Genomic DNA, 21,013 nt, shown 5'->3' on the forward strand with positions numbered 1-21,013 from the left:
GCCGAGCATGGGCTCGGCTCTACACAATCGTGCCTCGCACTCACTTGCTGCAGAAGTCTTCCTTCCTCGCGGTGTCGGCAATCTGCGCGGCATTCCAATGCAGGGTGATCCAGATCGTGAGTGCCGTGCTGCTCAACTGCCAGCGCAGCATGCCGTGCCGCGGCTGCCGCATCAGGTGGCGGCGGGCAACCCTGTAGGCCTCCTGCTCGACCACGGGCACGTTCGCTTTCCTCGCACCCTCGTCAAAGAGCTGCGCGACGACGCCCCAGGGGTTCATCCGCTGGAATCCCGCGCGCGGTTCACCGCTGCATGCCGCCACGCCACTGGGCGCACGGTCTGCCGGCTGCGGCCAACCATCCACCCAGGCCAGCCCGGAGCAGGTAGAGCAGGCCGGGCAGCAGTGCGATGCAGGCCACCAGCACAATGATTGAAATCCACGCTTTACCGGCAGCACCCATGGCGCTCACTCCCCAGCTGCATCCACGCATGGCGTGGATCTACTGCATCAGGCCCATTTCGTCGGCACCCATCTGCATGTACATGAAGGCCGCGGCTTCGTCGGACATCGGCTGGCCCTGCGGAAAACTGTCGAGCCAGGCGGTGATGCGTGCATGGCGACTCTTCAACGCATCGCCCATTGCCTGCTTCTCCGCTGCGGTCGCACGCTCCTGCATCTCGTCGCGCAGCACGTCATCGCTGATGCCCCACGTTTCAGCGAGCGGAATCAGATCAACCAGATCGGGCGGCACCCGGTCGCGGCGCAGGTGGATGGGCTCGGGTGTGGTCGGACCACGTTGCGCGGCCAGCTCTGCGGCGGTGCCGATCTGCCCGTGCTGCAGCGGCGGCGGGGTCTGGGCGCAGGCCGGCAAGGCCATGCCGGTGGTGAACAGCAGCATCCAGCAGGTCTTCATCGGACGGTCCCTGTGTCGATGGGTGTGGCGATCATGGCATGGGCGGCGTCGGCCTGCAGCCAGGCCAGCTTGCGTTCGCGCGGCTGCTGCTTGAGCTGCCATTCGGCGCGGGAGGCGGCCGAGCGGTCCGGGTATTCGCGCACGGCCAGGATGCGCAGTGGCGGCCGGGCCCGGGTGTAGCGGGCGCCCTTGCCGGCTTGGTGGGCGGCGAAACGGGCCGCAACGTCGGTACTGATGCCGGCGTAATAGCTGCCGTCCCGGCATTCGAGCAGGTACAGGAACCAGGGGGCGGACGGACGGGCCATGGGGGGATTATGGCGTGCTGCACTGCAGCGGATATACTGGCGCCCGAATGCAGGAGAGAGGCGCCGCGCTGGCGCCCGCCGAAGGCGCAGGCTCCCATGATCGCTCAGGCCGGTGGGCTGGAATCCCACCAACCATGCATTCGACACGCCGAGCTGGAGAGAGGTCACCGGGCACGCCCGGCACGACCCGCCGAAGGGGCACGCGGTTCATCCCGCTGAACTCTCAGGCAAAAGGACAGCGGGAGCGGCACCGGTCATCATCATCCCGTCATTGCGCAGGCAGTGGCGGTATACGCGCATGGCCGGCCCCACCGCGCCCGGAGCCTGTCCCATGCTGCTGTCCATCATCTATCTCGTTGCCATTTCCGCCGAAGCCATGACCGGCGCGCTGTCCGCCGGCCGCCGCCGCATGGACCTGTTCGGCGTGGTCATGATCGCCTGCGTCACCGCCCTCGGCGGCGGTTCGCTGCGTGACATCCTGCTCGGCCACTATCCGCTCGGCTGGGTGAAGCACCCCGAGTACCTGGGCTTCACCGTGTGCGCGGCGCTGATCGCCACCTGGGTGGCGCGCTGGATGCACCATTTCCGCCGCACCTTCCTGGTGCTCGATGGCCTGGGCCTGATCGCCTTCACCCTGATCGGCTGCTCGATCGCACGCGAGGCCGGCCATGCCATGCCCATCGTGCTGATCGCCGGCATGCTCACCGGTGCCTTCGGCGGCGTGCTGCGCGACATCCTCTGCAACGAGGTGCCGCTGATCTTCCAGAAGGAGCTGTACGCGATCATCTCGCTGCTGACCGGCGCGGTGTATCTGTTGCTGCTGCGCTGGGGCGTGGCCGATGCCACGGCGATCCTGTGCTGCCTGGGCGGTGGCTTCGCGCTGCGCCTGCTGGCGATCCATTACCGCTGGGAAATGCCCAAGTTCGTGTACCACGACGAAGTGCATTGATCGCTCTTTGTAGAGTCGAGCATGGCTCGACTTTACAGGAGCGGTCGGGCATGACCTTGGTCATGCGGCATTCGTCGGTCTGATTGGCTACCATTGACGCCCCGTCGCCCGCGCGACGGCATCCAGCCACACCGCGTCGCGGTCCCGCCAGACACCCCCCTCCCCCGTTGCCCGCTACGCGTGATGCGCGAGCGGGCGTACATGTCCCTGCGCGTGCGCAGGGCGCAGGATGCCCCATGTCCGCTGTTGAGCCGTCCCGTAGCACCCCGCCCCGTTCACGCCGCTGGTGGGCGATTCCCGTGGTCATCATCGTGGCCGGCCTGTTGGCCTGGTGGGCATGGCCGCGCGCCGAGGCAACCGCGGACGCAGCCCCGGGCAAGACCGTGCCGGTGCGCGTGGCCCGTGCCAGTGCCGAACCGCTGCAGCTGCGCCTAAAGGCCGTCGGCACCGTCACCCCGCTGCACAGCGTGGTGGTGCGCAGCCGCGTCGATGGTGAGCTGCTGCGCCTGCACTTCCAGGAAGGCCAGCAGGTGAAGGCCGGCGACCTGCTCGCGCAGATCGACCCGCGCCCGTATGAAGTGAAGCTGGCGCAGGCGCAGGGTACCCAGCAGCAGAATCTGGCGGAACTCGAGAACGCCGAACGCCAGCTGCAGCGCTACCGCGAACTGCAGAAGCAGAACTACGTGTCCGGGCAGGAACTGAGCGACCAGCAGAGCAAGGTACGGCAGCTGCAGGGCCGCCGCATCAGCGACCAGGCGTCGGTGGACGAAGCGCGCCTGCAGCTGCAGTACACCCGCATCACCGCGCCGGTCAGCGGCCGCGTCGGCCTGCGCCGCCTCGATGTCGGCAACCTGGTGCACGCCAGCGATACCGAAGGCCTGGTGACGTTGGCGCAGACCGCGCCGATCAGCGTGCTGTTCACCGTGCCCGAACCGGAACTGCCGGCCCTGCTGGATGCCGTGCAGGCACAGGCCGGCCTGCCGGTGGAAGCCTGGGACCGCGGTGAAAGCAGGGCGCTGGCGCAGGGCACGCTGTCCAGCGTCGACAACCGCATCGACACCGCCACCGGCACGCTGAAGCTGCGCGCGCAGTTCGACAACGCCGGCCTGGCCCTGTTCCCCAACCAGTTCGTCAACGTGCGCCTGCAGCTGGGAGAACAGCCAGCGCTGCTGATTCCCGATGCCGCCGTGCAGTTCGGCAGCCAGGGCAACTACGTGCACATCGTCGACAAGGACAACAAGGCGCAGCGCCGCACCGTGGTGCTGGGCCCGGCCGATGAGGGCCGTGTGGCCGTACGCTCCGGCCTCCAGGCCGGTGACCAGGTAGTGATCGAAGGCATCGATGGCCTGGAAGATGGCACCGCCGTGGAGATCGTGGCCGAACAGCCCGCTGCTGCAGCGAAGGCGGCCAAGGCCGGCGCATGAACCTGTCGCGCCCGTTCATCCTGCGCCCGGTCGCAACGACCCTGCTGATGGTGGCGCTGCTGCTGTCGGGCGTGCTGGCCTACCGCCTGCTGCCGGTAGCGGCGCTGCCGCAGGTCGATTACCCGATCATCCAGATCACCACGCTGTACCCGGGCGCCAGCCCGGAACTGACCACGCGCACCATCACCGCGCCGCTGGAACGCCAGCTCGGGCAGATTCCCGGCCTGAAGCAGCTGTCGTCCACCAGTTCCGGCGGTGCCTCGGTCATCACCCTGCAGTTCGGCCTGGACGTGTCGCTGGGTGTGGCCGAGCAGGACGTGCAGGCGGCCATCAACGCAGCCGGCAGCTTCCTGCCCGGCGATCTGCCGGTGCCGCCGGTGTATCGCAAGGTCAACCCGGCCGATACGCCCATCCTCACCCTGGCGGTGACCTCGCAGGCGCTGGCACTGCCGCAGGTGCACGACCTGGTGGATACGCGCATCGCCCAGCGCCTGGCGCAGCTGCCCGGCGTCGGCCTGGTCAGCCTGGCCGGTGGCCAGCGGCCGGCCGTGCGCATCCAGGTGAACCCGGCTGCGCTGGCCGCCAACGGCCTGGGCATGGACCACATCCGTACCGCGATCGCGGCAGCCAACGTCAACCTGCCCAAGGGCAGTTTCGACGGCCCGATCCGCGCGGTGATGCTCGATGCCAACGACCAGATGCGCAGCGTCGATGAGTACCGCGCCCTGGTGCTGGCCTGGCGCGAAGGCGCGCCGCTGCGCCTGGGCGACGTGGCGACCATCACCGATGGCGCCGAGAACCGCCAGCTGGCCGCCTGGAGCGGCCCCACGCCGGCGGTGCTGGTGAACATCCAGCGCCAGCCCGGCGCGAACGTGATCGCCGTGGTCGAACAGGTGCGGACGCTAATACCGCAGCTGCAGGCCACGCTGCCAGCCGGCGTGCAGATGAACGTGCTGAGCGACCGCACCGAATCGATCCGCGCCTCCGTGCGCGGCGTGCAGAAGGAACTGGTGCTGGCCATCGGCCTAGTGGTGCTGGTCACATGGGTGTTTCTGCGCAACCTGCCGGCCACGCTCATTCCCAGCGTGGCGGTGCCGCTGTCGCTGATCGGCACGTTCGCGGTGATGCTGCTGGCCGGCTATTCGCTCAACAACCTCACGCTGATGGCGCTGACCATCGCCACCGGCTTCGTGGTGGACGATGCCATCGTGATGCTGGAGAACATCGCCCGCCACCTGGAAGACGGCGAAAGCCCGCGCGAGGCGGCACTGAAGGGCGCGGCCGAGATCGGCTTCACCCTGGTCTCGCTCACTGTTTCACTGATCGCGGTGCTGATCCCGCTGCTGTTCATGGCCGACCTGGTGGGCGCGCTGTTCCATGAGTTCGCGGTGACGCTGGCGGTGGCGATCGGTATCTCGCTGCTGGTGTCGCTCACTCTTACGCCGATGTTGTGTGCGCGGTTCCTGAAGCCGCATGCGAAGACCGCGCACGCGCCGGACGTGTTCGACCGCATCATCGCCGTCTACGACCGCCAGCTGCAGTGGGTGCTGCAACGCCAGCCGCTGATGCTGCTGGCCACCGTCGCTACCCTGGCGCTGACCGTGGCGCTGTACTTCGCCGTGCCCAAGGGCTTCTTCCCGGTGCAGGATGCCGGCCTGGTGCAGGGCATCAGCGAAGCCCCGCAGGCGATCTCGTTCCAGGCCATGCGCGAGCGCCAGCAGGCCTTGGCGGCAGCCATCGAAGCCGACGAGGCCGTGGCCAGCGTGTCGTCCTACATCGGCGTGGACGGCAACAACGCCACGCTCAACACCGGCCGCCTGCTGATCGAACTGAAGCCGCATGGCGACCGCGACGGCGCCGCCGTGGTGATGGAACGGCTGCAGCAGCGCGTATCGAAGATTCCCGGCATCACCCTCTACCTGCAGCCGGTGCAGGAGCTGGGCATCGAAGACCGCATCAGCCGCAACCAGTACCAGTTCACCCTGACCACGCCGGAACAGCAGACGCTGGAAACGTGGACGCCGAAGCTGCTGCAGGCGTTGCGCCAGCAGCCGGCACTGCGCGATGTGGCCAGCGACCTGCAGATGCAGGGCCGGCAGGCGCGGGTGAACATCGACCGCGATGCCGCTGCACGCCTGAACGTGAGCGTGGAAGCCGTGGCCGATGCGCTGTACGACGCCTACGGGCAGCGGCAGATTTCCACCATCTTCACCCAGGCCAGCCAGTACCGCGTGGTGCTGGAAGCCGATCCGTCGCGCCAGCCCGGGCCCGAGGCCATCAGCGGCCTGCGCGTGCGCAACAGCGACGGCCAACCCGTGCCGCTGGGCGCGGTGGCGCGGGTGGAACTGGGGCCGGCGGCCCTGCTGCGCAACCATGTGGGCCAGTTCCCGGCGGCCACGCTCTCGTTCAACCTGGCACCGGGCGCCTCGCTGGGCGAAGCCACCGCCGCCGTGGAAGCGGCGCGTACGCAGATCGCCCTGCCCGAAAGCATCGAACTGCGCCTGCAGGGTGCGGCAGCGGCGTTCAGCAGTTCGCTGTCGTCCACGCTGTGGCTGATCCTGGCCGCGGTGGTGGTGATGTACATCGTGCTGGGCGTGCTCTACGAGAGCTTCGTGCACCCGATCACCATCCTATCCACCCTGCCCTCGGCCACGGTGGGTGCGCTGGCCGCGCTGTGGGTGAGCGGGCGCAGCCTCGACCTGATCGCGGTGATCGGCATCGTGCTGCTGATCGGGCTGGTGAAGAAGAACGCGATCATGATGATCGACTTCGCGCTGGACGCGCAGCGCACGCGCGGCATGACCCCGCGCGAGGCGATCCACCAGGCGGCGCTGCTGCGCTTCCGTCCGATCCTGATGACCACGCTGGCGGCGTTGTTCGGCGCGGTGCCGTTGATGCTGGCCAGTGGCTCGGGCGCGGAACTGCGGCAGCCGCTGGGCTGGGTGATGGTCGGTGGCCTGCTGGTCAGCCAGGTGCTGACCCTGTTCACCACGCCGGTGATCTACCTGGCCTTCGACCGCCTGCAGCGCCGGCGCTCGGCCACCATCGCCACGCCTGAAGAGGCGCGCGCATGAGCCCCATCGCACGCCTGGCCCAGGCCTGCGTGCAGCGACCGGTAGCGACGACCCTGCTGGCGGTGGCGCTGGTGCTGGCCGGCCTGCTGGCGCTGCGCCTGCTGCCTGTGGCACCGCTGCCACAGGTGGATTACCCGGCCATCGAAGTGAGCGCCAGCCTGCCCGGTGCCTCGCCCGAGTCGATGGCCGCCACCGTGGCCACGCCACTGGAACGTGCCCTCGGCAGCCTGCCCGGCATCTCGCGTATCGATTCGGCCAGCACCCAGGGCCAGACCTCGGTCGAGCTGAAGTTCGTGCTCGGCCGCGATATCGACGAGGCCGCACGCGAAGTGCAGGCGGCGATCAATCTCGCGCGCGGGCAGCTGCCCAGTGGCATGCCCGGCATGCCGCAGTACCGCAAGGTGAATCCCTCGCAGGCGCCGATCCTGGCGCTGGCACTGACCTCGGACACGCTGCCGCCGGGCCAGCTGTACGACCTGGCCTCCACCGTGCTGGCGCAGAAGCTGTCGCAGGTACCGGGCGTGGGCGAAGTGCAGGTGGGCGGCAGTGCCCTGCCGGCGGTGCGCGTATCGCTGGACCCGAATGCGCTCAACCATGCCGGCCTGGCCCTGGAAGACGTGGCCCAGGTCATCAGCCGCACAAACGCGGTGCGCCCGTTGGGTGCGGTGGGCGATGAGCGCCAGCAATGGCAGCTGGAAGCGCCGCTGCAGCTGCGCCAGGCCGCGCAGTACCGCGAGCTGGCGCTGAAGGTGAGCGACGACCGCACCCTGCGCCTGGGCGATGTGGCGGTAGTGGCCGACGGCGTGGAAGACCGCTACGCCAGCGGTTTCCACAACGAACGCCCGGCGGTGCTGCTGATCGTCAGCCGCCAGCCCGGTGCGAACATCATCGCCACCGTCGATGCCATCCAAGCGCAGCTGCCGCAGCTGCATGCGCTGCTGCCACCCAGCGTGGACATGCGCCTGGTGATGGACCGCTCGCCTGTCATCCGCGCGACCCTGCACGAAGCCGAACTGACCCTGGTGCTGGCCATCGCCCTGGTGGTGCTGGTGGTGCTCGCCTTCCTCGGCCACTGGCGCGCGGCGCTGGTGCCCAGCGTGGCCATCCCGGTGGTGCTGTTCGGCACGCTGGCACTGGTGGCGCTGATGGGGTTCTCGCTCAACACGCTCTCGCTGATGGCGCTGATCGTGGCCGCGGTGCTGGTGGTGGACGATGCCATCGTGGTGCTGGAGAACATCGCCCGTCATCGCGAACTGGGCGCCGACCGCTGGCAGGCCGCGGTGCGGGGCGCGGCGGAAGTGGGCGCCACCCTGCTGTCGATGAACGTGGCGCTGGCCGTGGTGTTCGTCTCCATCCTGTTCCTGGATGACTTCGTCGAGCGCCTGTTCCGCGAATTCTCGCTGACCCTGGTGGCGGCGATGAGCGTGTCGGTGGTCGTTGCGCTGAGTCTGGTGCCGATGCTGTGCGCGCGCCTGTTCGTCGATGACGCGCAGCATGCCTCGCGCTGGCAGCGTGGCAGCAACGCGCTGTTCGAGCGCATACGTGCCGCCTACCTGCGCACGCTGCAGGCCTGCCTGCGCCGGCTGCGCTGGCCGTTGCTGGCCTTCGTGGCGGTCATCGCGCTCAACGCCTGGTTGTTCCAGCAGGTGCCCAAGGGCGTGGTGCCCAAGCAGGACACCGCGCAGCTGCGTGGCTTCGCCCGTGGCGACGATGGCCTCTCGTTCCAGGCCATGCAGCCGAAGATCGATGCCTACCGCAAGCTGCTGCTGTCCGACCCGGCCATCGAGGACATCATCGGCTATATCGGCGGCAGCAACGGGGTCAACAACGCCTTCATCATGATCAAGATGAAGCCGCTGGCCGAGCGCAAGGTGTCCAGCCAGGAGGTGATCGATCGCCTGCGCGCGCGCCTACCCAAGCTGCCCGGCGGCAACCTGTACCTGTGGGTCGACCAGGACATCCGCCTGGAGGGCGGCGGCAGCAGCGGCCAGTACGAGTTCCAGCTGCTGTCGGCGGACATGGCGCCGCTGCGCGAGTGGGCCCCGAAGGTCGGCGCCGCGCTGCGCGCCCTGCCCGAGCTGGTGGACGTGGAAGCACAGGGCGAGGCCGGCATGCGCCAGGTGGTGCTGGACATCGACCGCGAGGCCGCCGCGCGCCATGGCGTGGACCTGAAGACCGTGGCCAACATGCTCAACAATTCCTTCAGCCAGCGCCAGGTCGCCACCCTGTACGACAGCCTCAACCAGTACCGCGTGGTGATGGAGCTGGACCCGAAGCACACCCAGGACCCAGGCACGCTGGCGCGCCTGCAGGTGATCGATGGCAGCGGCCAGCGCATTCCGCTGTCGACCATCGCCAGCTGGCGCTATGGCATGGCGCCGGACCGCATCTACCACAGCGAACAGTTCGCCTCGATCTGGATCGAATTCGCACTGGCGCCGGGTGTCGGCCTGGAACAGGCCACGCAGGCGATCGACACTGCGATGGCGAAACTGATGCTGCCACGCACGGTGCAGGCCAAGCTGTCCGGTGAAGCCGGTGGCCTGGACAGCCTGCGTGCGCGACAGCTGTGGCTGGTGCTGGGCGCGACGCTGGCGGTCTACCTGGTGCTGGGCATCCTCTACGAGAGCTTCCTGCAGCCGCTGGTGATCCTGTCCACCCTGCCCTCGGCCGGCATCGGCGCGCTGCTGGCGCTATGGGTGTTCGGCAACGAACTGAACCTGATCGCGCTGCTTGGGTTGTTCCTGCTGGTGGGCGTGGTGATGAAGAACACCATCCTGCTGGTGGACTTCGCCCTGGCCGGCGAGCGGCGAGGCGTGAGCGCGCACGACGCGGTGATGGAGGCGGCACGGCTTCGCCTGCGGCCGATCCTGATGACCTCGCTGGCGGCGCTGCTGGGCACGCTGCCGCTGGTGCTGGCCAACGGCGAGGGCTGGGAGCTGCGGCAGCCGCTGGGCATCGCGATTGTGGGCGGGTTGCTGGTCAGCCAGTGGCTGACGCTGTACACGACGCCGGCGATGTATCTGGCGCTGGCGAGGATTCGCGCGAAAAGATCCATGTAGAGTCGAGCCATGCTCGACTGCTTTTTGCATAAGTCGAGCATGGCTCGACTCTACAAAAACCGGTACCACCACCCCGGCGATGTACCTGGCGCTGTCGCACTTACGCAGCGCCAGGCGCATCGCCGGTGCGGACGGGTCGGCCTCCAACTCCGACCGACCCTGATCGCGGCCGCACCCCCGCAGGCGCTGGCCGCCATCCACACACATGCCGCAATCAAGCGGCTTCGGACACCTTTACTTCACGGCGGGCACGCACGGCAGCGGCCAAGCGCTCCAGCACGTCCACGGTGGTGTCCCAATCAATGCAGCCATCGGTGATGCTCTGGCCGTAAACCAGCGGCTGGCCTTCCACCAGTTCCTGGCGGCCACCGACCAGATGGCTTTCCACCATCACGCCGACGATGCGCTGTTCGCCGTCTTCCAGCTGGATGGCGATGTCCTCGATCACTTTCGGCTGGTTTTCGGGGTTCTTGAGGCTGTTGGCATGGCTGGCATCGATCATCAGGCGCGTCGGCAGCTTGGCCTTGGCCAGTGCCTGGCAGGCCTCGCCGACGCTGGCCGCGTCGTAGTTCGGCTGCTTGCCGCCACGCAGGATCACATGGCAATCCGGGTTGCCGGTGGTCGACACGATGGCGGTGCCACCCTGCTTGGTGACCGACAGGAAGTGATGCGGGTTGGACGCTGCGCCCACTGCATCGGCCGCGATCTTGACGTTGCCATCGGTACCGTTCTTGAAGCCGACCGGGCAGGAAAGGCCCGAGGCCAGTTCGCGGTGCACCTGGCTTTCGGTGGTGCGCGCGCCAATGGCGCCCCAGGCGACCAGATCGGCGATGTACTGCGGCGAGATCACATCGAGGAACTCGACGCCGGCCGGCAGGCCCAGCTTGTTGATGTCACGCAGCAGGCCGCGGGCAATGCGCAGGCCCTTGTCGATCTTGAAGCTGCCATCCAGGTCCGGATCGTTGATCAGGCCCTTCCAGCCCACCGTGGTGCGCGGCTTTTCGAAGTACACGCGCATGACGATCTCCAGTTCGCCGGCCAGCGCATCGCGCAGGGGCTTCAGGCGCTGGGCGTACTCGATGGCGGCGTGCGGGTCGTGGATCGAGCACGGGCCCACCACCACGGCCAGGCGGTCGTCACGGCCATGCAGGATCTCGTGCAGGGCCGCGCGCGAGGCGCTGACGGTGTCGGAAGCTTCATCGTCGCAGGGCAGCATCGCCAGCAGCTGGGCGGGCGGTGTCAGCGGTTCGATGGTACGGATACGAAGGTCGTCGGTGTGGGGGGGCATTGCGGGGGTTCTCCGGAACGTTGGGGGTCCCCAGCGTGGCGACATGAAAAAAGCCGCCAGGTTCGCTGGCGGCTTTCGGGAATGCGTCTGAAGGTTTCTTCAGGGTGAGCGCAGTCCTTCCTCCGCCGTGGGCTTCGGAAAGTAATACCAATAAAAGTTGGCGTGGACGGCGTTCATGGGATGTATTGATAGCACAGCTTCTGCGCAGTGCAAAATGTTTCATCGGCAACTGCGGGAGCGGTTCAGGCAGGGGTGCCTCAGCGCTTGCCGTGTACTTCCACATCCAGCAGCAGGCCTTCGTGGATGTCCACCCAGCGCTCCACCACGCGGTCCAGTTCCTTCTGCGCCTCGTCCAGCTGCTCGGGGTTGAGCAGGGAACGTGCCGTGTAGAGATCGGAGACGAGCTGCCGCAGCGTCGATTCCAGGATGGCGACCGACGGCCCTTCCAGCCCCGGCAACTGCAGCGCGGGGCTGTCGCCAAGGGTTCCGTACAGGGTGACCTGGAGCTTGCTCTGCATGATCGACGTGCCTGCGGGTGGACATGGGCAGGGGTCATGTTTACCGCGTATTGGTGACAGGCGCATGTGCCGTGGCGCGCCCAGCCTCATTCGGCAGTGGCCAGTGTGAACGCTGTTCGTTGGCAGCCGTGCACGGAAACGAAGATGACGCTTTTCCCCATCATCTGATAGGTTCGTTGCGGCTCCCCTGAGGGGCCGGTATAGTGAGCGCCGACTACGCAGACAGCAGAAAATTCGTCGGCGGAGCTGCGAAGTCCCGCAGGGGGCATATGAAGGGAAATTGTTGGCGCCGGGGCTGTTCGCTTGACTGCGGAAGCCTGCCAATGAGGCCGTCCTTCCTACGTAGTCACTTCAACATCTTTCGTTTCTTGGCCCCGGTCACGTGATAGCACGTCACCGGGGCCAAGTACCTTCTGGATCCAGAAACACGGATTTCCAGTACAGCCGTCGCGTAGTACGGCGTACCCCCGATGTAAAGCTTCTGGTGCGTGTTGAGCATGACGGACTGCTGCTCGCTTCTCCGTGGTGCAGCGTCGGAACCGCCGGGCGGATTGCATCTGATGAGGCTGCGCGGGCTGTACGCTTTGGCCAGAAGCTCATCGATCTCGGAACACATCAGGCCATCTTTCTGCTTACGGGCATCCAGAACGTGCCGTATTTCACCGGGACCGAGCATGACCGCGTAGCAGTTCAACCGTAACCAGCCGTTCTCGTCACAGACCCGATCAAAGTCATCGCATTGCTTTGGCGTGAGCAGGTACGCAAATGCAGGAGCACGCCAATCCTCCGCACCAGCGATGGACTGCCTATCAACGAATCGAACGAGCTCGCGAATGCGATCTGCGAGCGCATATTCCTGGATGACCGACATGACGCTCGCCCTCCATGCGAGCTTTGAAATCCCGCCACGTGGCAAGCCAGAAATTGTCCTGAAGAACTTGGTTTCAGTCGCCGGGAGAAGGCGTCACTGAAGAGGACGCGTCACTTTTCCCCATATGGATAATGTCGTGATCGAACCCGCTTTCGACTCGCTACGTGATACGCCAATGACTTCGTGGCTTCGAAGTTCAACCGTGGAGCAATGCGCTTGAAACAGCGGATTCCATGGCCTGCAGCATGTGCAATACTGCGCCGCGTTTTCATGGCTGTCGCGGATGCTGCGCGCAGGCATGTGCACTAGATGGATTGCCATCGAAAAAGGGTGGCCGGGTCGGCAAAGCCCGTGGAGATGCTGTTTACGTTTGCCGGCCTGCGTCGCTTCGTGCGGCGCCGGCTGGCAATCCGTCCGCGTTCCATGGCGGGCGGTGCGTGGGGGCGCTTGCGCCCGCCGGTATCAGCATCTCCCGGTCTTTGCCGCCACGTACCGTCCGCCACCTATTCCGGTGGCGCTGCCGTCCTCTCTGTACGGAGCACACGCCATGAACGCAAAGCACGTCCCCTTCCCTGGTAGCGGCCACAACGACCCGGCCAACACCGAAGACGCTGCCCCTGATCCCCACGGTTTCATCGCCAACCTGCAGCGTATCGGCGCAGGCTGCGGCAGCGATGGCCTTCCCTGGCCCGAACCGAACCTGCCGATCGGCCGACGCATCCAGTTGTCCGATGGCGATTGCGCGCTTGCCGGGCTGCGTATCGTGCATGAGATGCTGCTGGCCGCCGAGCGCAGCCGCCAGATTGGCGGGCCGGAACATGATGTTGGTCCACGCGTGATGGAAGGCCTGATGATGGCCTGCCTGGAACTGGGCACGCATGCGGCCGAGCGGGTGCGGCCGCAGTAGAGCTACAGCGCCACTCGATTCGATAACTGCCTGCCAGCCGTGCAGTGATCTGCACGGCTGGTGACTACGCCATGGCTCGAGTTCTTCTAGGCGCTGGCCTCCAGACATTCCGACCTATGCTGTTGACGTATTCCACCAAAGACCAAACGTCCAGAGACCTGTAGCCCCAACTGATCGACGCACAGAATCGCAGTTCAGCTTGGGTGGAATGCGGGTCAGCCTGCGTCAGATATTCCTTACTACACAACGAGCTTGACGATGGCCGGATCATGCATCAGTTTCTGTCGCCACGAGCGGTTACTAGGACTTCGGGAACAGGTAGTGAATAAAACCCATCGTTTCACGCGTTCAAGCAGCAGTGGCCACCTGCTGGTGCTGGCCTGCGTGCTTATGGCCTCTTTGGCGGGCTGCGCAGTAGATGGACCAAGCGTGGGGGCCGTCCAAAACAACAAAAGCACCCCCATGATTCCGGTTGACGAAGTACGTGGGCAGAAGGGCGAGAAGAATCAGCCTGCCGCAGCTGGAAGTGTTTCCTTGCCACGCGCAACACGGCAAGGCATGGGCTTCGACGATGACCCATGGGGAGCCACGAACGTACAGGAGCAGCACTGGTTGGATCGGCATGGATACCCGAACAAGGAACAGCATGAGACGTTCACCGGCGCCTCCGACGGCATCCTTTGGAGTGCGGCCAATGCTGGGGACATCGTTGCCCAAGTCATGTTGGACACGCGGGCGCTGCCGGAGCGCGAAGCCCTGGATCGACTGTTGATCAAAGGCGCCGAGGGCAATCTTTATGCGCTGCAGTCTGCCGCGTCGTTCTTTGCGGGAAGCACGCAAGGTGATGTGGTCACCGGCTACGCAATTGCACGGGTCGCCGAGATGAGAGGAGATACATCACTGGCACTGGCCAGAGAAATGATGTTCAGAGCCCCATTGACCGTCGAACAGCGAATGCGTGGTGAAGCGGAAGCGCTGAAGCTCAGCAGAACGCTGGATGCCATATATCGGGAAAAAACCGGAGGCGAGTTCATCCCCGATCCTCGACCGCTACCGTCTGAGTAGTTGTTCGTTTCACACGCAAGGAGCAAAAGTTGAAACCGTCTGTAAAGCTGTGCCTGATTTCTGCTGGATGTTGCGCCGGTATTGCAATCGCCTGTTCAGAGCTACCCATCCCACCCCTTCCTCCCTTGAAAGTCGATATCAAGGACATCTCAAAGGAGCGCGCCGCAGGCGCCAGCGATCCTTTTGCCTCGGCCTTCAACAAGAAGCTGGATGAAGCTGCGGAGAAGGTTGTTGGCACCGCTGTTTGGCGCAACAACTACTTCAAAGGAAATGTGAGTTACACCACAAGGATCATGATGATGACCGGGCGCGCCATGATTCACGTTGAGAAGCCCTGCGGCCAGCGTGCACAGGACTCATCGAATGATGGAAGCACTGCTGCGCAACCTGGGGCTGGTGGTGGTGGTGGTGGTGGTGGTGGCGGCGGCGGCGGCATCGGAGGCTGGCTTCCCGGAGGGGGAGGTTGTTACGGCAATTGCCAACCCCCTTATGGAGAAGTTGGACCGATCGAGCAGGCTTGACAGCCCAATGAGCGAAACCAATGAACGGAGCTTGCCGCGAATTCTGGATTACAGCGAAGCGTAGCGACTGACGCGCTCGCCATTTATCGCAAGCAAAGTTCAATTGCAGGAAGCTAGGCGCAAACGCCCGGCGTTTCCCTCTCAACGCGTGTGCGATATAGCGCCGTGCGCTATGAATGCCGCGGACGCACTCGACGTTCTTCGCAGACATCTACTCTAGATAGATTGCCACCGAAAAAGGGCGGCCGGGTCTGGAAGCCCCTGCGACAGAAGAAACGTTTGCCAGCCGGCGCCGCGTGTTGCGGCGCCGGCTGCCATATCGTCCGCGTTCCGTGGCGGGCGGCGCGTGGGGACCCAAGGGTCCACCGGTTTACTTCTGTTTCCCGGCTTCCAGACACGTACCGTCCGCCACCTATTCCGGTGGTGCTGCCGTCTTCGCTGGACGGAGCACACACCGTGAACGCAAAGCACCTCCCCTTTCCCGGTAGCGGCCACAACGATCCGGCCAATTCCGAAGACGCTGCCCCTGATCCCCACGGTTTCATCGCCAACCTGCAGCGCATCGGCGCGGGCTGCGGCAGCGATGGCCTTCCCTGGCCTGAGCCGAACCTGCCGATCGGCCGACGCATCCAGTTGGCCGATGGCGACTGCGCCTTGGCCGGGCTGCGCATCGTGCATGAGGTGATGCTGGCCGCCGAGCGCAGCCGCCAGCATGGCGGCCCAGAGCATGATGTCGGCCCGCGCGTGATGGAGGGCCTGATGATGGCCTGCCTGGAACTAGGTACGCATGCGGCAGAGCGGGTACGGCCGCGGTAACCAGGCCTTGGCGGAGACTGGGGAGCCGCCGGGCATGGCCCGGCGCTACCGGATGGCGTGGGGGGTTCATCCACGCATGGCGTGGATCTACTCGTGGGTTGCCAGATCGTGCAGGTGCTGCGGCATGGCATCCACGGCACCTACCGTATTGGTGGTGGTGAAGTACTCATGCCAGCCTGTGGCGCTGATGCCGGCGACCAGTGCATCGGCGTCGGCGCGGCTGGCGCACTGCCAGACGGCGTAGAACTGTTCGGCGCTGCCATGCGGCACATCACGGGCGATGCGGCCCATGGCCAGCGGCGTGATGCGCGCCGCGTCGAACTGCTGCATGCCAGCGCCAATGCGGGCAAAGAAGGCGTTGCGTTGCTCCGGCGAGAGTGGGGCCCAGGCGGGAGTGGCGGTGTAGTGCTCGATGAGGATGTGGGGCATTGGGGCCTACCTTGGGGTGGTGGGGTTGGAGCGTCCGCCGGGCATGGCCCGGCGCTACCGGCGTGGTGGCGTTGCCGGTGGGTGGCCGGCGTTACCGGAGGGAGCGTTGGGCGCGCTTGCGGATGTATGCGTTTGCTGCGCTGCTGTGTTCGCGTTGCCAGCGCGCGCAAAGGTCGCGCACCCACTTCGGTTGCATCTTGCTGGCATCGTTGAGCCAGTTGCCCACCGAGTCCTGCACGTAGCGTTCGGGGTCGTTGGCCAGGGCGTCCAGCAGCGGCAGTGCGTGCTGCGGCTGTTGATTGAAGAGTGAAATGTGCGTGGCCCATACGCCGCGCGGGCGCAGTGCTTCGCAGGCAAAGCGACGGAGGTAGGGCGAGGCAGCGCTTGTCCACGGCAGCAGCAGCGTCAGCGCCTGCAGCGGCGCGGCCACGAGGTCGGCGCGTAGGGCCAGCCAGGCCCATTCGCGCACGCCGAAATGTTGGTCGTCAGCCAGGGGCTGTATCGCCTGCAGCTTTTCGCTGAGCCCCAACGTGGCATCACTGCCGATGAGGTAACAGGCCCAACCTCGCACGGTGTCCGAGGGGTGCGACTGCCAGTGAATGACAGCCCCCTGCCCCGCTTCCCGCAGCAGTGCTGCCGCCAGCGCCATGCGCCGGGTGATGCCCTTGCTGGCGGCATCGCGCATGCGCTGTACGGCGGAATCTGGCAGCTCCACCACCGTCTGCAGCAACGTTGCGAAGTCCACCGCAAGGCACTCGGCCAGATGCGTGCTGGCGGCTAGGCCGGTGTCGAGTTCGTGCTTCCGCGCCGCACTGATGGCCTGACTCACGGCGTCGCGTCCCGCCCGCTGTCGGTGTGCTGCCAGACCTTGGCCAGGAGCTTCGAGAGCTGCGCCTGTTCACTGGTATCCAAGCTGTTGAAGAGTCCACCGATCCACTGCGTGTGCTGGTTGAACAGTTCCTCGGCCAGGCGTCTGCCGCGGGGGGTCAGCACGACCTGCAGACGGCGGCCGTCGTCGGCATCGTGCCTGCGTTGCAGCAGGCCTTCGCGCTGCAGTCCATCCAGCAGGCCACTGATGGTGGCGCGGGTGACGCCTGCGCGTTCGGCCAGCTCGTGCGGGGGCAGCGTGCCGCCAGCGCCATGCAGCAGGAACAGCACGATGAAGCGGCCTTCACTGAGGCCATGCGGTGCGAGGCGTGTGGCGCAGTCGCGGTCGATGGCGGTGGAGAGGGAAAGCAGCTGGAAACACAGGCGGAGCTGCGCCAGGTTGGCGTGGCCGCGACGGGCAGCTTCGTTGATGAGGGCGGTGTGTTTTGCTTCCAGCACTTCGATCACAATTATGATTAGGCGCCTAATCATATTCGGGAGCGAATGGATACTGCAAGCGGAGAGGGAAGATTCATCCACGCATGGCGTGGATCTACCGACCTCAGTGCAGCTGCAGGCGGGCGATCAAGCCGCCACCTTCCCGCTGCAGCAGCTGCAGTTGGCCACCGTGGCTGCGGGCGGCATTGGCGGCCACGGCGAGGCCGAGACCGGTGCCGCCGGTTGTGCGGCTGCGCGAGGTTTCGCTGCGCTGGAAAGGCTGCAGGAGGCGCTCCCGATCTTCGGCGGGGATGCCGGGGCCACGGTCCATGATATCCACCTGCAGCAGCGCGTCCAGCTGCGCAGCACGTAGTTCCACCGCTCCCGCATAGCGGCCGGCGTTGTCGATCAGGTTGTCCAGCGCGCGACGCAGCAGCAGAGCATCGGCCTGCCAAGGCAGGGTGACGGGTAGTTCAGCAGCAACCTCAATGCCGCGCAGGCGCGCGGCCTGCGCGCAGTCTTGCAGCAGAGGGACCAGGTCTATCGTCTGCAGCTGCGGAGGCTGCAGTTCGCCACGGGCGTAATCCAGCACCTGCTCGATCATGGCGTTCATGCGCTCGATATCAGCCACCATGCGCGCGGCCTGCGCGGGAGGCGCAAACTCGGCGCGCAGGCGCAGGCCGGTGAGCGGCGTACGCAGGTCGTGTGCGACCGCCGCCAGCATGCGCGTCATCTGCTGCGCCTGCTCGCGCAGGCGGGTGCGGCCTGCATCCAGGGCCACGGCAAGCATCTGCACTTCGCGTGGGCCGTCGTCGGGCAGCGGCGTCGGTGCGTGCAGATCGAGATGGGCGCTGGCATCAGCCAGGCGCCGCAGCGGACGACCAAGTCGCGCAGCTGCCCAAGCGGCCAAGGGCGCCAGCAGCACCATGCCGCCCAGCAAGGCCAGCAGCACCTGCCTTCGCCAGGCCGCCAGATCGCTGTAGGCACTGCTGACCACGCGCCAGCGCCCATCGGCCTGCTGCACGGCCAGCTCGAATGGGGGCCACGGCAGGCTGGCCAGCACCTGCTGCGCGGCGTCCAGTGCTGCCGTATCGCCGCCACTGCCCTGCCCCGCACCCGCGGCGATGACATGAATGTCCGGCGGCTTGCTGTTGCCCGGCCACACCAGCCGAACGTGCTGCGCATGCCGCTGCAATCCTTCCGCGGCTACGTACAGCAAGTGCGCATGGCCGGTTCCTTCAGGAGCCCGGGCACGCACGTCCACACGCAGCCCCACGCTGTCAGCCGGGCGCTCTCCGCGCAGCACCTGCATGGCCTGGTCCAGCCGCATCTGCGGTGCCGCCGGGCGCGGCAGCCAGCCCACCACGGCCATGCTGACCGCCGTGGCCAGCAGCAGGCTGCTGAAGGCCAGCATCGCGATCCAACGGGCGGTGCTCCAACGTCGCGTGCCCCAGCGCACGCTCACAGGCGTTGCACCGCTGCGCCGAAGCGATAGCCCTCACCCCGCAGGGTCTGCACCAGGCCATCACCGCCGCTGGCGGCGTGGGCGAGCTTGCGGCGCAGGCGGCTGATGGCCAGGTCCACGGCACGGTCCACGCTGTCACTGTCGTCGCCGCGAGTGAGCTGCATCAACCGTTCGCGGTCCAATACGCGGCCGGGACGCTCGGCCAGCGCCTGCAGCAATGCGAACTCACCGCGACTGAGCGCCACTTCGCTGCCGTCTGGGGCCAGCAGCCGACGCTGCTCGGGCAGCAGGCGCCAGCCATCGAACCGTAGTTCAAACGACGTCCGTGCGCGCAGCTTGTCCTGCCGGCGCAGCAGCGCACGTACGCGGGCCAGCAGCTCGCGCGGGTCGAAGGGTTTGGACAGGTAGTCATCGGCGCCCATTTCCAGCCCGATGACGCGGTCCGGTGCGCTGCCCATGGCCGACAGCATCAGGATGGGAATGGCGCGCGACTGCAGGCGGCGACACACCGACAGGCCATCTTCGCCGGGCATCATCCAATCCAGGATGATGGCATCGGGGCGCTCTACCTGCAGCAGCACATCCAGGCTGGCTGCATCCGCTGCCACGCGTACGCGGTAGCCGTGCAGCAGCAGGTGGTCGGCAATGGCATCGCGGATGCTGGCATCGTCATCCACGACGATGAGGGTGGCGGTAGCATTCATGCGACAAGTATGACGGCGCTGTGTATCGGCCTGGTATCAAGACGGACACACCGGTACGACGCACGTGGTGCGGAATGACCGCTCTTTCCCGAGGAGTTCCCCGATGCGCATGGCCCTGCTGCCCCTGTTGATCGCTTCGTTGCCGCCTGCGGCTGAACCGGCCGCCCTGCACAGCCTGCCGATGACGATGCAGGCAAGCCACCCGACCGTGCGCGGTACGCTGGATGGACACCACGAGTTGCTGAATCTGGTGGTGGACAGTGCCGCCAGCGCAACCTTGCTGGATACGGCCGTGGTGCAGCGCTTCCAGCTGCAGGACCAGAACGCACGCAACCACGACGCGCAGGGCGCCAGCGCGGGCGGGTTGACACTGCGCAGCACGCGCAGCGTGGCGATGGCGCTGGGCAGCCTGCAACTGCAGGTGACTGCATTGCAGGCCGACCTGGCCAGCCTGTCTTCGTCGCGCGCCGCGCCGTTGCACGGCATCATCGGCCAAGACATCACTGCGCGCTTCGATACGCGCTGGGATTTCGCCAATGCACGCCTGAGGCTGTGGCCGGCGCAGACGCTGCCCACCTCGGCGGCGCACTGCCAGGGCAACGCCCTGCCCGACCGCAGCGGGGTGTTGAAGGGTTTCGGCTTTGTCACCCTGCAGCTGGGCGATGACGGCGTGGAGGCCATCGGCGTGGTCGATACCGGTTCGGTCCAGACCATCCTCAACGACGCGGCAGCGCGTGCGTTGGGCCTGCGCACCGATGGCAGCGATGTGCGTGTGCGGGCGCGCAGCAAGGGCAGCGAAGGGCTGGGTGGCAAGCCGACGCCAACGTGGCTTTACACCCTGCCCGCGCTGGCCAGTGCGGGGTGGCAGCACCCCGCGGTGGAAGTGCGCATCAGCGAATTGCCGGTGTTCCGGGCGATTGGGCTGGACCAACAGCCGGCGGTGATCCTCGGTGCGGACGTGATGCAGGGTGGCCAAGTGGACATCAGTGCAGGGGCCGAGCGCATCTGCCTGCGACGGTAGCCGCGCGGGATTTACGCGATCTTGGCAGAAGGCGCAGTATAAGAACCACACACTTGTCTTCCTGGACGACCGCATGACCCCTTCGCAAGCCGATGCCATTGCCAGCGCCGTGATGCAGCCCGACCACCGGCGTGACGAGATCGCCGCGCGCCAGCAGGAGGAGATGCAGCAGCTAAAGCGCCAGCGGAGGGCGGCCGCCATCGGCCTGGTCGGCATGGCCGCAGGCGGGTTGATTGCCTACCAGTTGGGGCTGCCTTGGGTGAAGGGCGTGCTGTATGGCGGTGTGCCGACGTTTTTCATCGCCAAGGTCTGGTTGGATCGGCGCGCGTTGCGCGGCTGAGGTCGCGCGCGGTTCATCCACGCATGGCGTGGGATGCA

General features: G+C 66.4%; 21 protein-coding genes and 2 riboswitches. Of the genes, 10 read left to right on the forward strand and 11 right to left on the reverse strand.

What is annotated here, in order from left to right:
- Positions 1-40: 40 nt before the first annotated feature.
- The 3 genes from DCO49_RS20545 to DCO49_RS11355 form a co-directional block, all read right to left on the reverse strand.
- Positions 41-277 (reverse strand): hypothetical protein, encoded by a 237-nt coding sequence (locus DCO49_RS20545; protein ID WP_243402722.1) that lies wholly within the window; start codon positions 275-277, stop codon positions 41-43.
- Between the two features lie 220 nt (positions 278-497).
- Positions 498-911 carry a hypothetical protein gene (locus DCO49_RS11350; protein ID WP_116864128.1) on the reverse strand — a complete coding sequence of 138 codons (414 nt, stop codon included), beginning with the start codon at positions 909-911 and terminating at the stop codon, positions 498-500.
- Positions 908-1,216, reverse strand: coding sequence for a GIY-YIG nuclease family protein (locus DCO49_RS11355; RefSeq protein ID WP_116864129.1), 309 nt, complete (start codon positions 1,214-1,216; stop codon positions 908-910). Before DCO49_RS11355 ends, DCO49_RS11350 begins: the two co-directional genes overlap by 4 nt.
- 40 nt (positions 1,217-1,256) lie before the next feature.
- A riboswitch (glycine riboswitch) is annotated at positions 1,257-1,346 on the forward strand.
- A 13-nt stretch (positions 1,347-1,359) separates the two neighbouring features.
- Positions 1,360-1,463: riboswitch (glycine riboswitch) on the forward strand.
- An 84-nt stretch (positions 1,464-1,547) separates the two neighbouring features.
- On the opposite strand from DCO49_RS11355, the gene DCO49_RS11360 reads away from it, so the two are divergent.
- The 4 genes from DCO49_RS11360 to DCO49_RS11375 all read left to right on the forward strand — a co-directional run bounded on the left by DCO49_RS11360 (position 1,548) and on the right by DCO49_RS11375 (position 9,725).
- Positions 1,548-2,165 carry a trimeric intracellular cation channel family protein gene (locus tag DCO49_RS11360; protein WP_079223669.1) on the forward strand — a complete coding sequence of 206 codons (618 nt, stop codon included), beginning with the start codon at positions 1,548-1,550 and terminating at the stop codon, positions 2,163-2,165.
- A 236-nt stretch (positions 2,166-2,401) separates the two neighbouring features.
- The gene (locus tag DCO49_RS11365; RefSeq protein WP_116864130.1) at positions 2,402-3,589 is read left to right on the forward strand and encodes an MdtA/MuxA family multidrug efflux RND transporter periplasmic adaptor subunit; all 1,188 of its coding nucleotides are present in this window, start codon (positions 2,402-2,404) and stop codon (positions 3,587-3,589) included.
- Positions 3,586-6,663 (forward strand): multidrug efflux RND transporter permease subunit, encoded by a 3,078-nt coding sequence (locus tag DCO49_RS11370; RefSeq protein WP_116864131.1) that lies wholly within the window; start codon positions 3,586-3,588, stop codon positions 6,661-6,663. Before DCO49_RS11365 ends, DCO49_RS11370 begins: the two co-directional genes overlap by 4 nt.
- Positions 6,660-9,725, forward strand: coding sequence for an efflux RND transporter permease subunit (locus DCO49_RS11375; protein ID WP_116864132.1), 3,066 nt, complete (start codon positions 6,660-6,662; stop codon positions 9,723-9,725). Before DCO49_RS11370 ends, DCO49_RS11375 begins: the two co-directional genes overlap by 4 nt.
- Positions 9,726-9,939: 214 nt before the next feature.
- Here DCO49_RS11375 and DCO49_RS11380 read toward each other — a convergent pair whose 3' ends face one another.
- From DCO49_RS11380 to DCO49_RS11390, 3 genes are all read right to left on the reverse strand, one after another.
- Positions 9,940-11,013, reverse strand: a complete 1,074-nt coding sequence (locus tag DCO49_RS11380; RefSeq protein WP_116864133.1) for a 3-deoxy-7-phosphoheptulonate synthase — start codon at positions 11,011-11,013, stop codon at positions 9,940-9,942.
- Between the two features lie 257 nt (positions 11,014-11,270).
- Positions 11,271-11,531 (reverse strand): hypothetical protein, encoded by a 261-nt coding sequence (locus DCO49_RS11385; protein ID WP_108770152.1) that lies wholly within the window; start codon positions 11,529-11,531, stop codon positions 11,271-11,273.
- Between the two features lie 346 nt (positions 11,532-11,877).
- Complete coding sequence (locus DCO49_RS11390; RefSeq protein ID WP_116864134.1) at positions 11,878-12,402, reverse strand: hypothetical protein; 525 nt, start codon at positions 12,400-12,402, stop codon at positions 11,878-11,880.
- Positions 12,403-12,949: 547 nt separating this feature from the next.
- Here DCO49_RS11390 and DCO49_RS11395 point away from each other — a divergent pair.
- The 4 genes from DCO49_RS11395 (at position 12,950) to DCO49_RS11410 (ending at position 15,711) form a co-directional block, all read left to right on the forward strand.
- Positions 12,950-13,309: a hypothetical protein gene (locus DCO49_RS11395; RefSeq protein WP_116864135.1), complete on the forward strand. Its 360-nt coding sequence runs from the start codon at positions 12,950-12,952 to the stop codon at positions 13,307-13,309.
- A gap of 321 nt (positions 13,310-13,630) precedes the next feature.
- Positions 13,631-14,374, forward strand: a complete 744-nt coding sequence (locus tag DCO49_RS11400; protein ID WP_243402723.1) for a hypothetical protein — start codon at positions 13,631-13,633, stop codon at positions 14,372-14,374.
- Between the two features lie 29 nt (positions 14,375-14,403).
- Complete coding sequence (locus DCO49_RS11405; protein WP_116864137.1) at positions 14,404-14,895, forward strand: hypothetical protein; 492 nt, start codon at positions 14,404-14,406, stop codon at positions 14,893-14,895.
- Positions 14,896-15,351: 456 nt separating this feature from the next.
- Positions 15,352-15,711, forward strand: coding sequence for a hypothetical protein (locus DCO49_RS11410; protein ID WP_116864149.1), 360 nt, complete (start codon positions 15,352-15,354; stop codon positions 15,709-15,711).
- An 87-nt stretch (positions 15,712-15,798) separates the two neighbouring features.
- Here DCO49_RS11410 and DCO49_RS11415 read toward each other — a convergent pair whose 3' ends face one another.
- The 5 genes from DCO49_RS11415 to DCO49_RS11435 form a co-directional block, all read right to left on the reverse strand.
- Entirely contained in the window at positions 15,799-16,140 is a 342-nt protein-coding gene (locus tag DCO49_RS11415) for a DUF6616 family protein (RefSeq protein ID WP_116864138.1), read from the reverse strand.
- 91 nt (positions 16,141-16,231) lie between these two features.
- Positions 16,232-16,969 (reverse strand): DNA alkylation repair protein, encoded by a 738-nt coding sequence (locus DCO49_RS11420; protein WP_116864139.1) that lies wholly within the window; start codon positions 16,967-16,969, stop codon positions 16,232-16,234.
- Positions 16,966-17,466, reverse strand: a complete 501-nt coding sequence (locus DCO49_RS11425; protein ID WP_116864150.1) for a MarR family transcriptional regulator — start codon at positions 17,464-17,466, stop codon at positions 16,966-16,968. The genes DCO49_RS11420 and DCO49_RS11425 overlap by 4 nt, the downstream gene beginning before the upstream one ends.
- A gap of 103 nt (positions 17,467-17,569) precedes the next feature.
- Positions 17,570-18,859, reverse strand: coding sequence for a HAMP domain-containing sensor histidine kinase (locus DCO49_RS11430; protein ID WP_116864140.1), 1,290 nt, complete (start codon positions 18,857-18,859; stop codon positions 17,570-17,572).
- A gap of 47 nt (positions 18,860-18,906) precedes the next feature.
- On the reverse strand, positions 18,907-19,614 hold the full coding sequence (locus tag DCO49_RS11435) for a response regulator transcription factor (RefSeq protein WP_116864141.1): 708 nt from the start codon (positions 19,612-19,614) through the stop codon (positions 18,907-18,909).
- A 109-nt stretch (positions 19,615-19,723) separates the two neighbouring features.
- Between DCO49_RS11435 and DCO49_RS11440 the strand changes: the two genes are divergently transcribed.
- Positions 19,724-20,635: a pepsin/retropepsin-like aspartic protease family protein gene (locus DCO49_RS11440; protein WP_343126025.1), complete on the forward strand. Its 912-nt coding sequence runs from the start codon at positions 19,724-19,726 to the stop codon at positions 20,633-20,635.
- Positions 20,636-20,708: 73 nt separating this feature from the next.
- On the forward strand, positions 20,709-20,975 hold the full coding sequence (locus DCO49_RS11445; protein ID WP_116864143.1) for a hypothetical protein: 267 nt from the start codon (positions 20,709-20,711) through the stop codon (positions 20,973-20,975).
- Positions 20,976-21,013 lie beyond the last annotated feature (38 nt).

It is taken from the genome of Stenotrophomonas sp. SPM, from assembly GCF_003105135.1.
In the GTDB taxonomy this organism is placed as follows: Bacteria; Pseudomonadota; Gammaproteobacteria; order Xanthomonadales; family Xanthomonadaceae; genus Stenotrophomonas.

Coding starts and splice junctions, on each gene's coding strand:
- DCO49_RS11385 (WP_108770152.1), bottom strand. CDS start 11,531: ATGCAGAGCAAGCTCCAGGTCACCCTGTACGGAACCCTTGGCGACAGC.
- DCO49_RS11445 (WP_116864143.1), top strand. CDS start 20,709: ATGACCCCTTCGCAAGCCGATGCCATTGCCAGCGCCGTGATGCAGCCC.
- DCO49_RS11380 (WP_116864133.1), bottom strand. CDS start 11,013: ATGCCCCCCCACACCGACGACCTTCGTATCCGTACCATCGAACCGCTG.
- DCO49_RS11440 (WP_343126025.1), top strand. CDS start 19,724: ATGGCCCTGCTGCCCCTGTTGATCGCTTCGTTGCCGCCTGCGGCTGAA.
- DCO49_RS11415 (WP_116864138.1), bottom strand. CDS start 16,140: ATGCCCCACATCCTCATCGAGCACTACACCGCCACTCCCGCCTGGGCC.
- DCO49_RS11390 (WP_116864134.1), bottom strand. CDS start 12,402: ATGTCGGTCATCCAGGAATATGCGCTCGCAGATCGCATTCGCGAGCTC.
- DCO49_RS11355 (WP_116864129.1), bottom strand. CDS start 1,216: ATGGCCCGTCCGTCCGCCCCCTGGTTCCTGTACCTGCTCGAATGCCGG.
- DCO49_RS11370 (WP_116864131.1), top strand. CDS start 3,586: ATGAACCTGTCGCGCCCGTTCATCCTGCGCCCGGTCGCAACGACCCTG.
- DCO49_RS11350 (WP_116864128.1), bottom strand. CDS start 911: ATGAAGACCTGCTGGATGCTGCTGTTCACCACCGGCATGGCCTTGCCG.
- DCO49_RS11395 (WP_116864135.1), top strand. CDS start 12,950: ATGAACGCAAAGCACGTCCCCTTCCCTGGTAGCGGCCACAACGACCCG.
- DCO49_RS11365 (WP_116864130.1), top strand. CDS start 2,402: ATGTCCGCTGTTGAGCCGTCCCGTAGCACCCCGCCCCGTTCACGCCGC.
- DCO49_RS11435 (WP_116864141.1), bottom strand. CDS start 19,614: ATGAATGCTACCGCCACCCTCATCGTCGTGGATGACGATGCCAGCATC.
- DCO49_RS20545 (WP_243402722.1), bottom strand. CDS start 277: ATGAACCCCTGGGGCGTCGTCGCGCAGCTCTTTGACGAGGGTGCGAGG.
- DCO49_RS11360 (WP_079223669.1), top strand. CDS start 1,548: ATGCTGCTGTCCATCATCTATCTCGTTGCCATTTCCGCCGAAGCCATG.
- DCO49_RS11430 (WP_116864140.1), bottom strand. CDS start 18,859: ATGCTGGCCTTCAGCAGCCTGCTGCTGGCCACGGCGGTCAGCATGGCC.
- DCO49_RS11375 (WP_116864132.1), top strand. CDS start 6,660: ATGAGCCCCATCGCACGCCTGGCCCAGGCCTGCGTGCAGCGACCGGTA.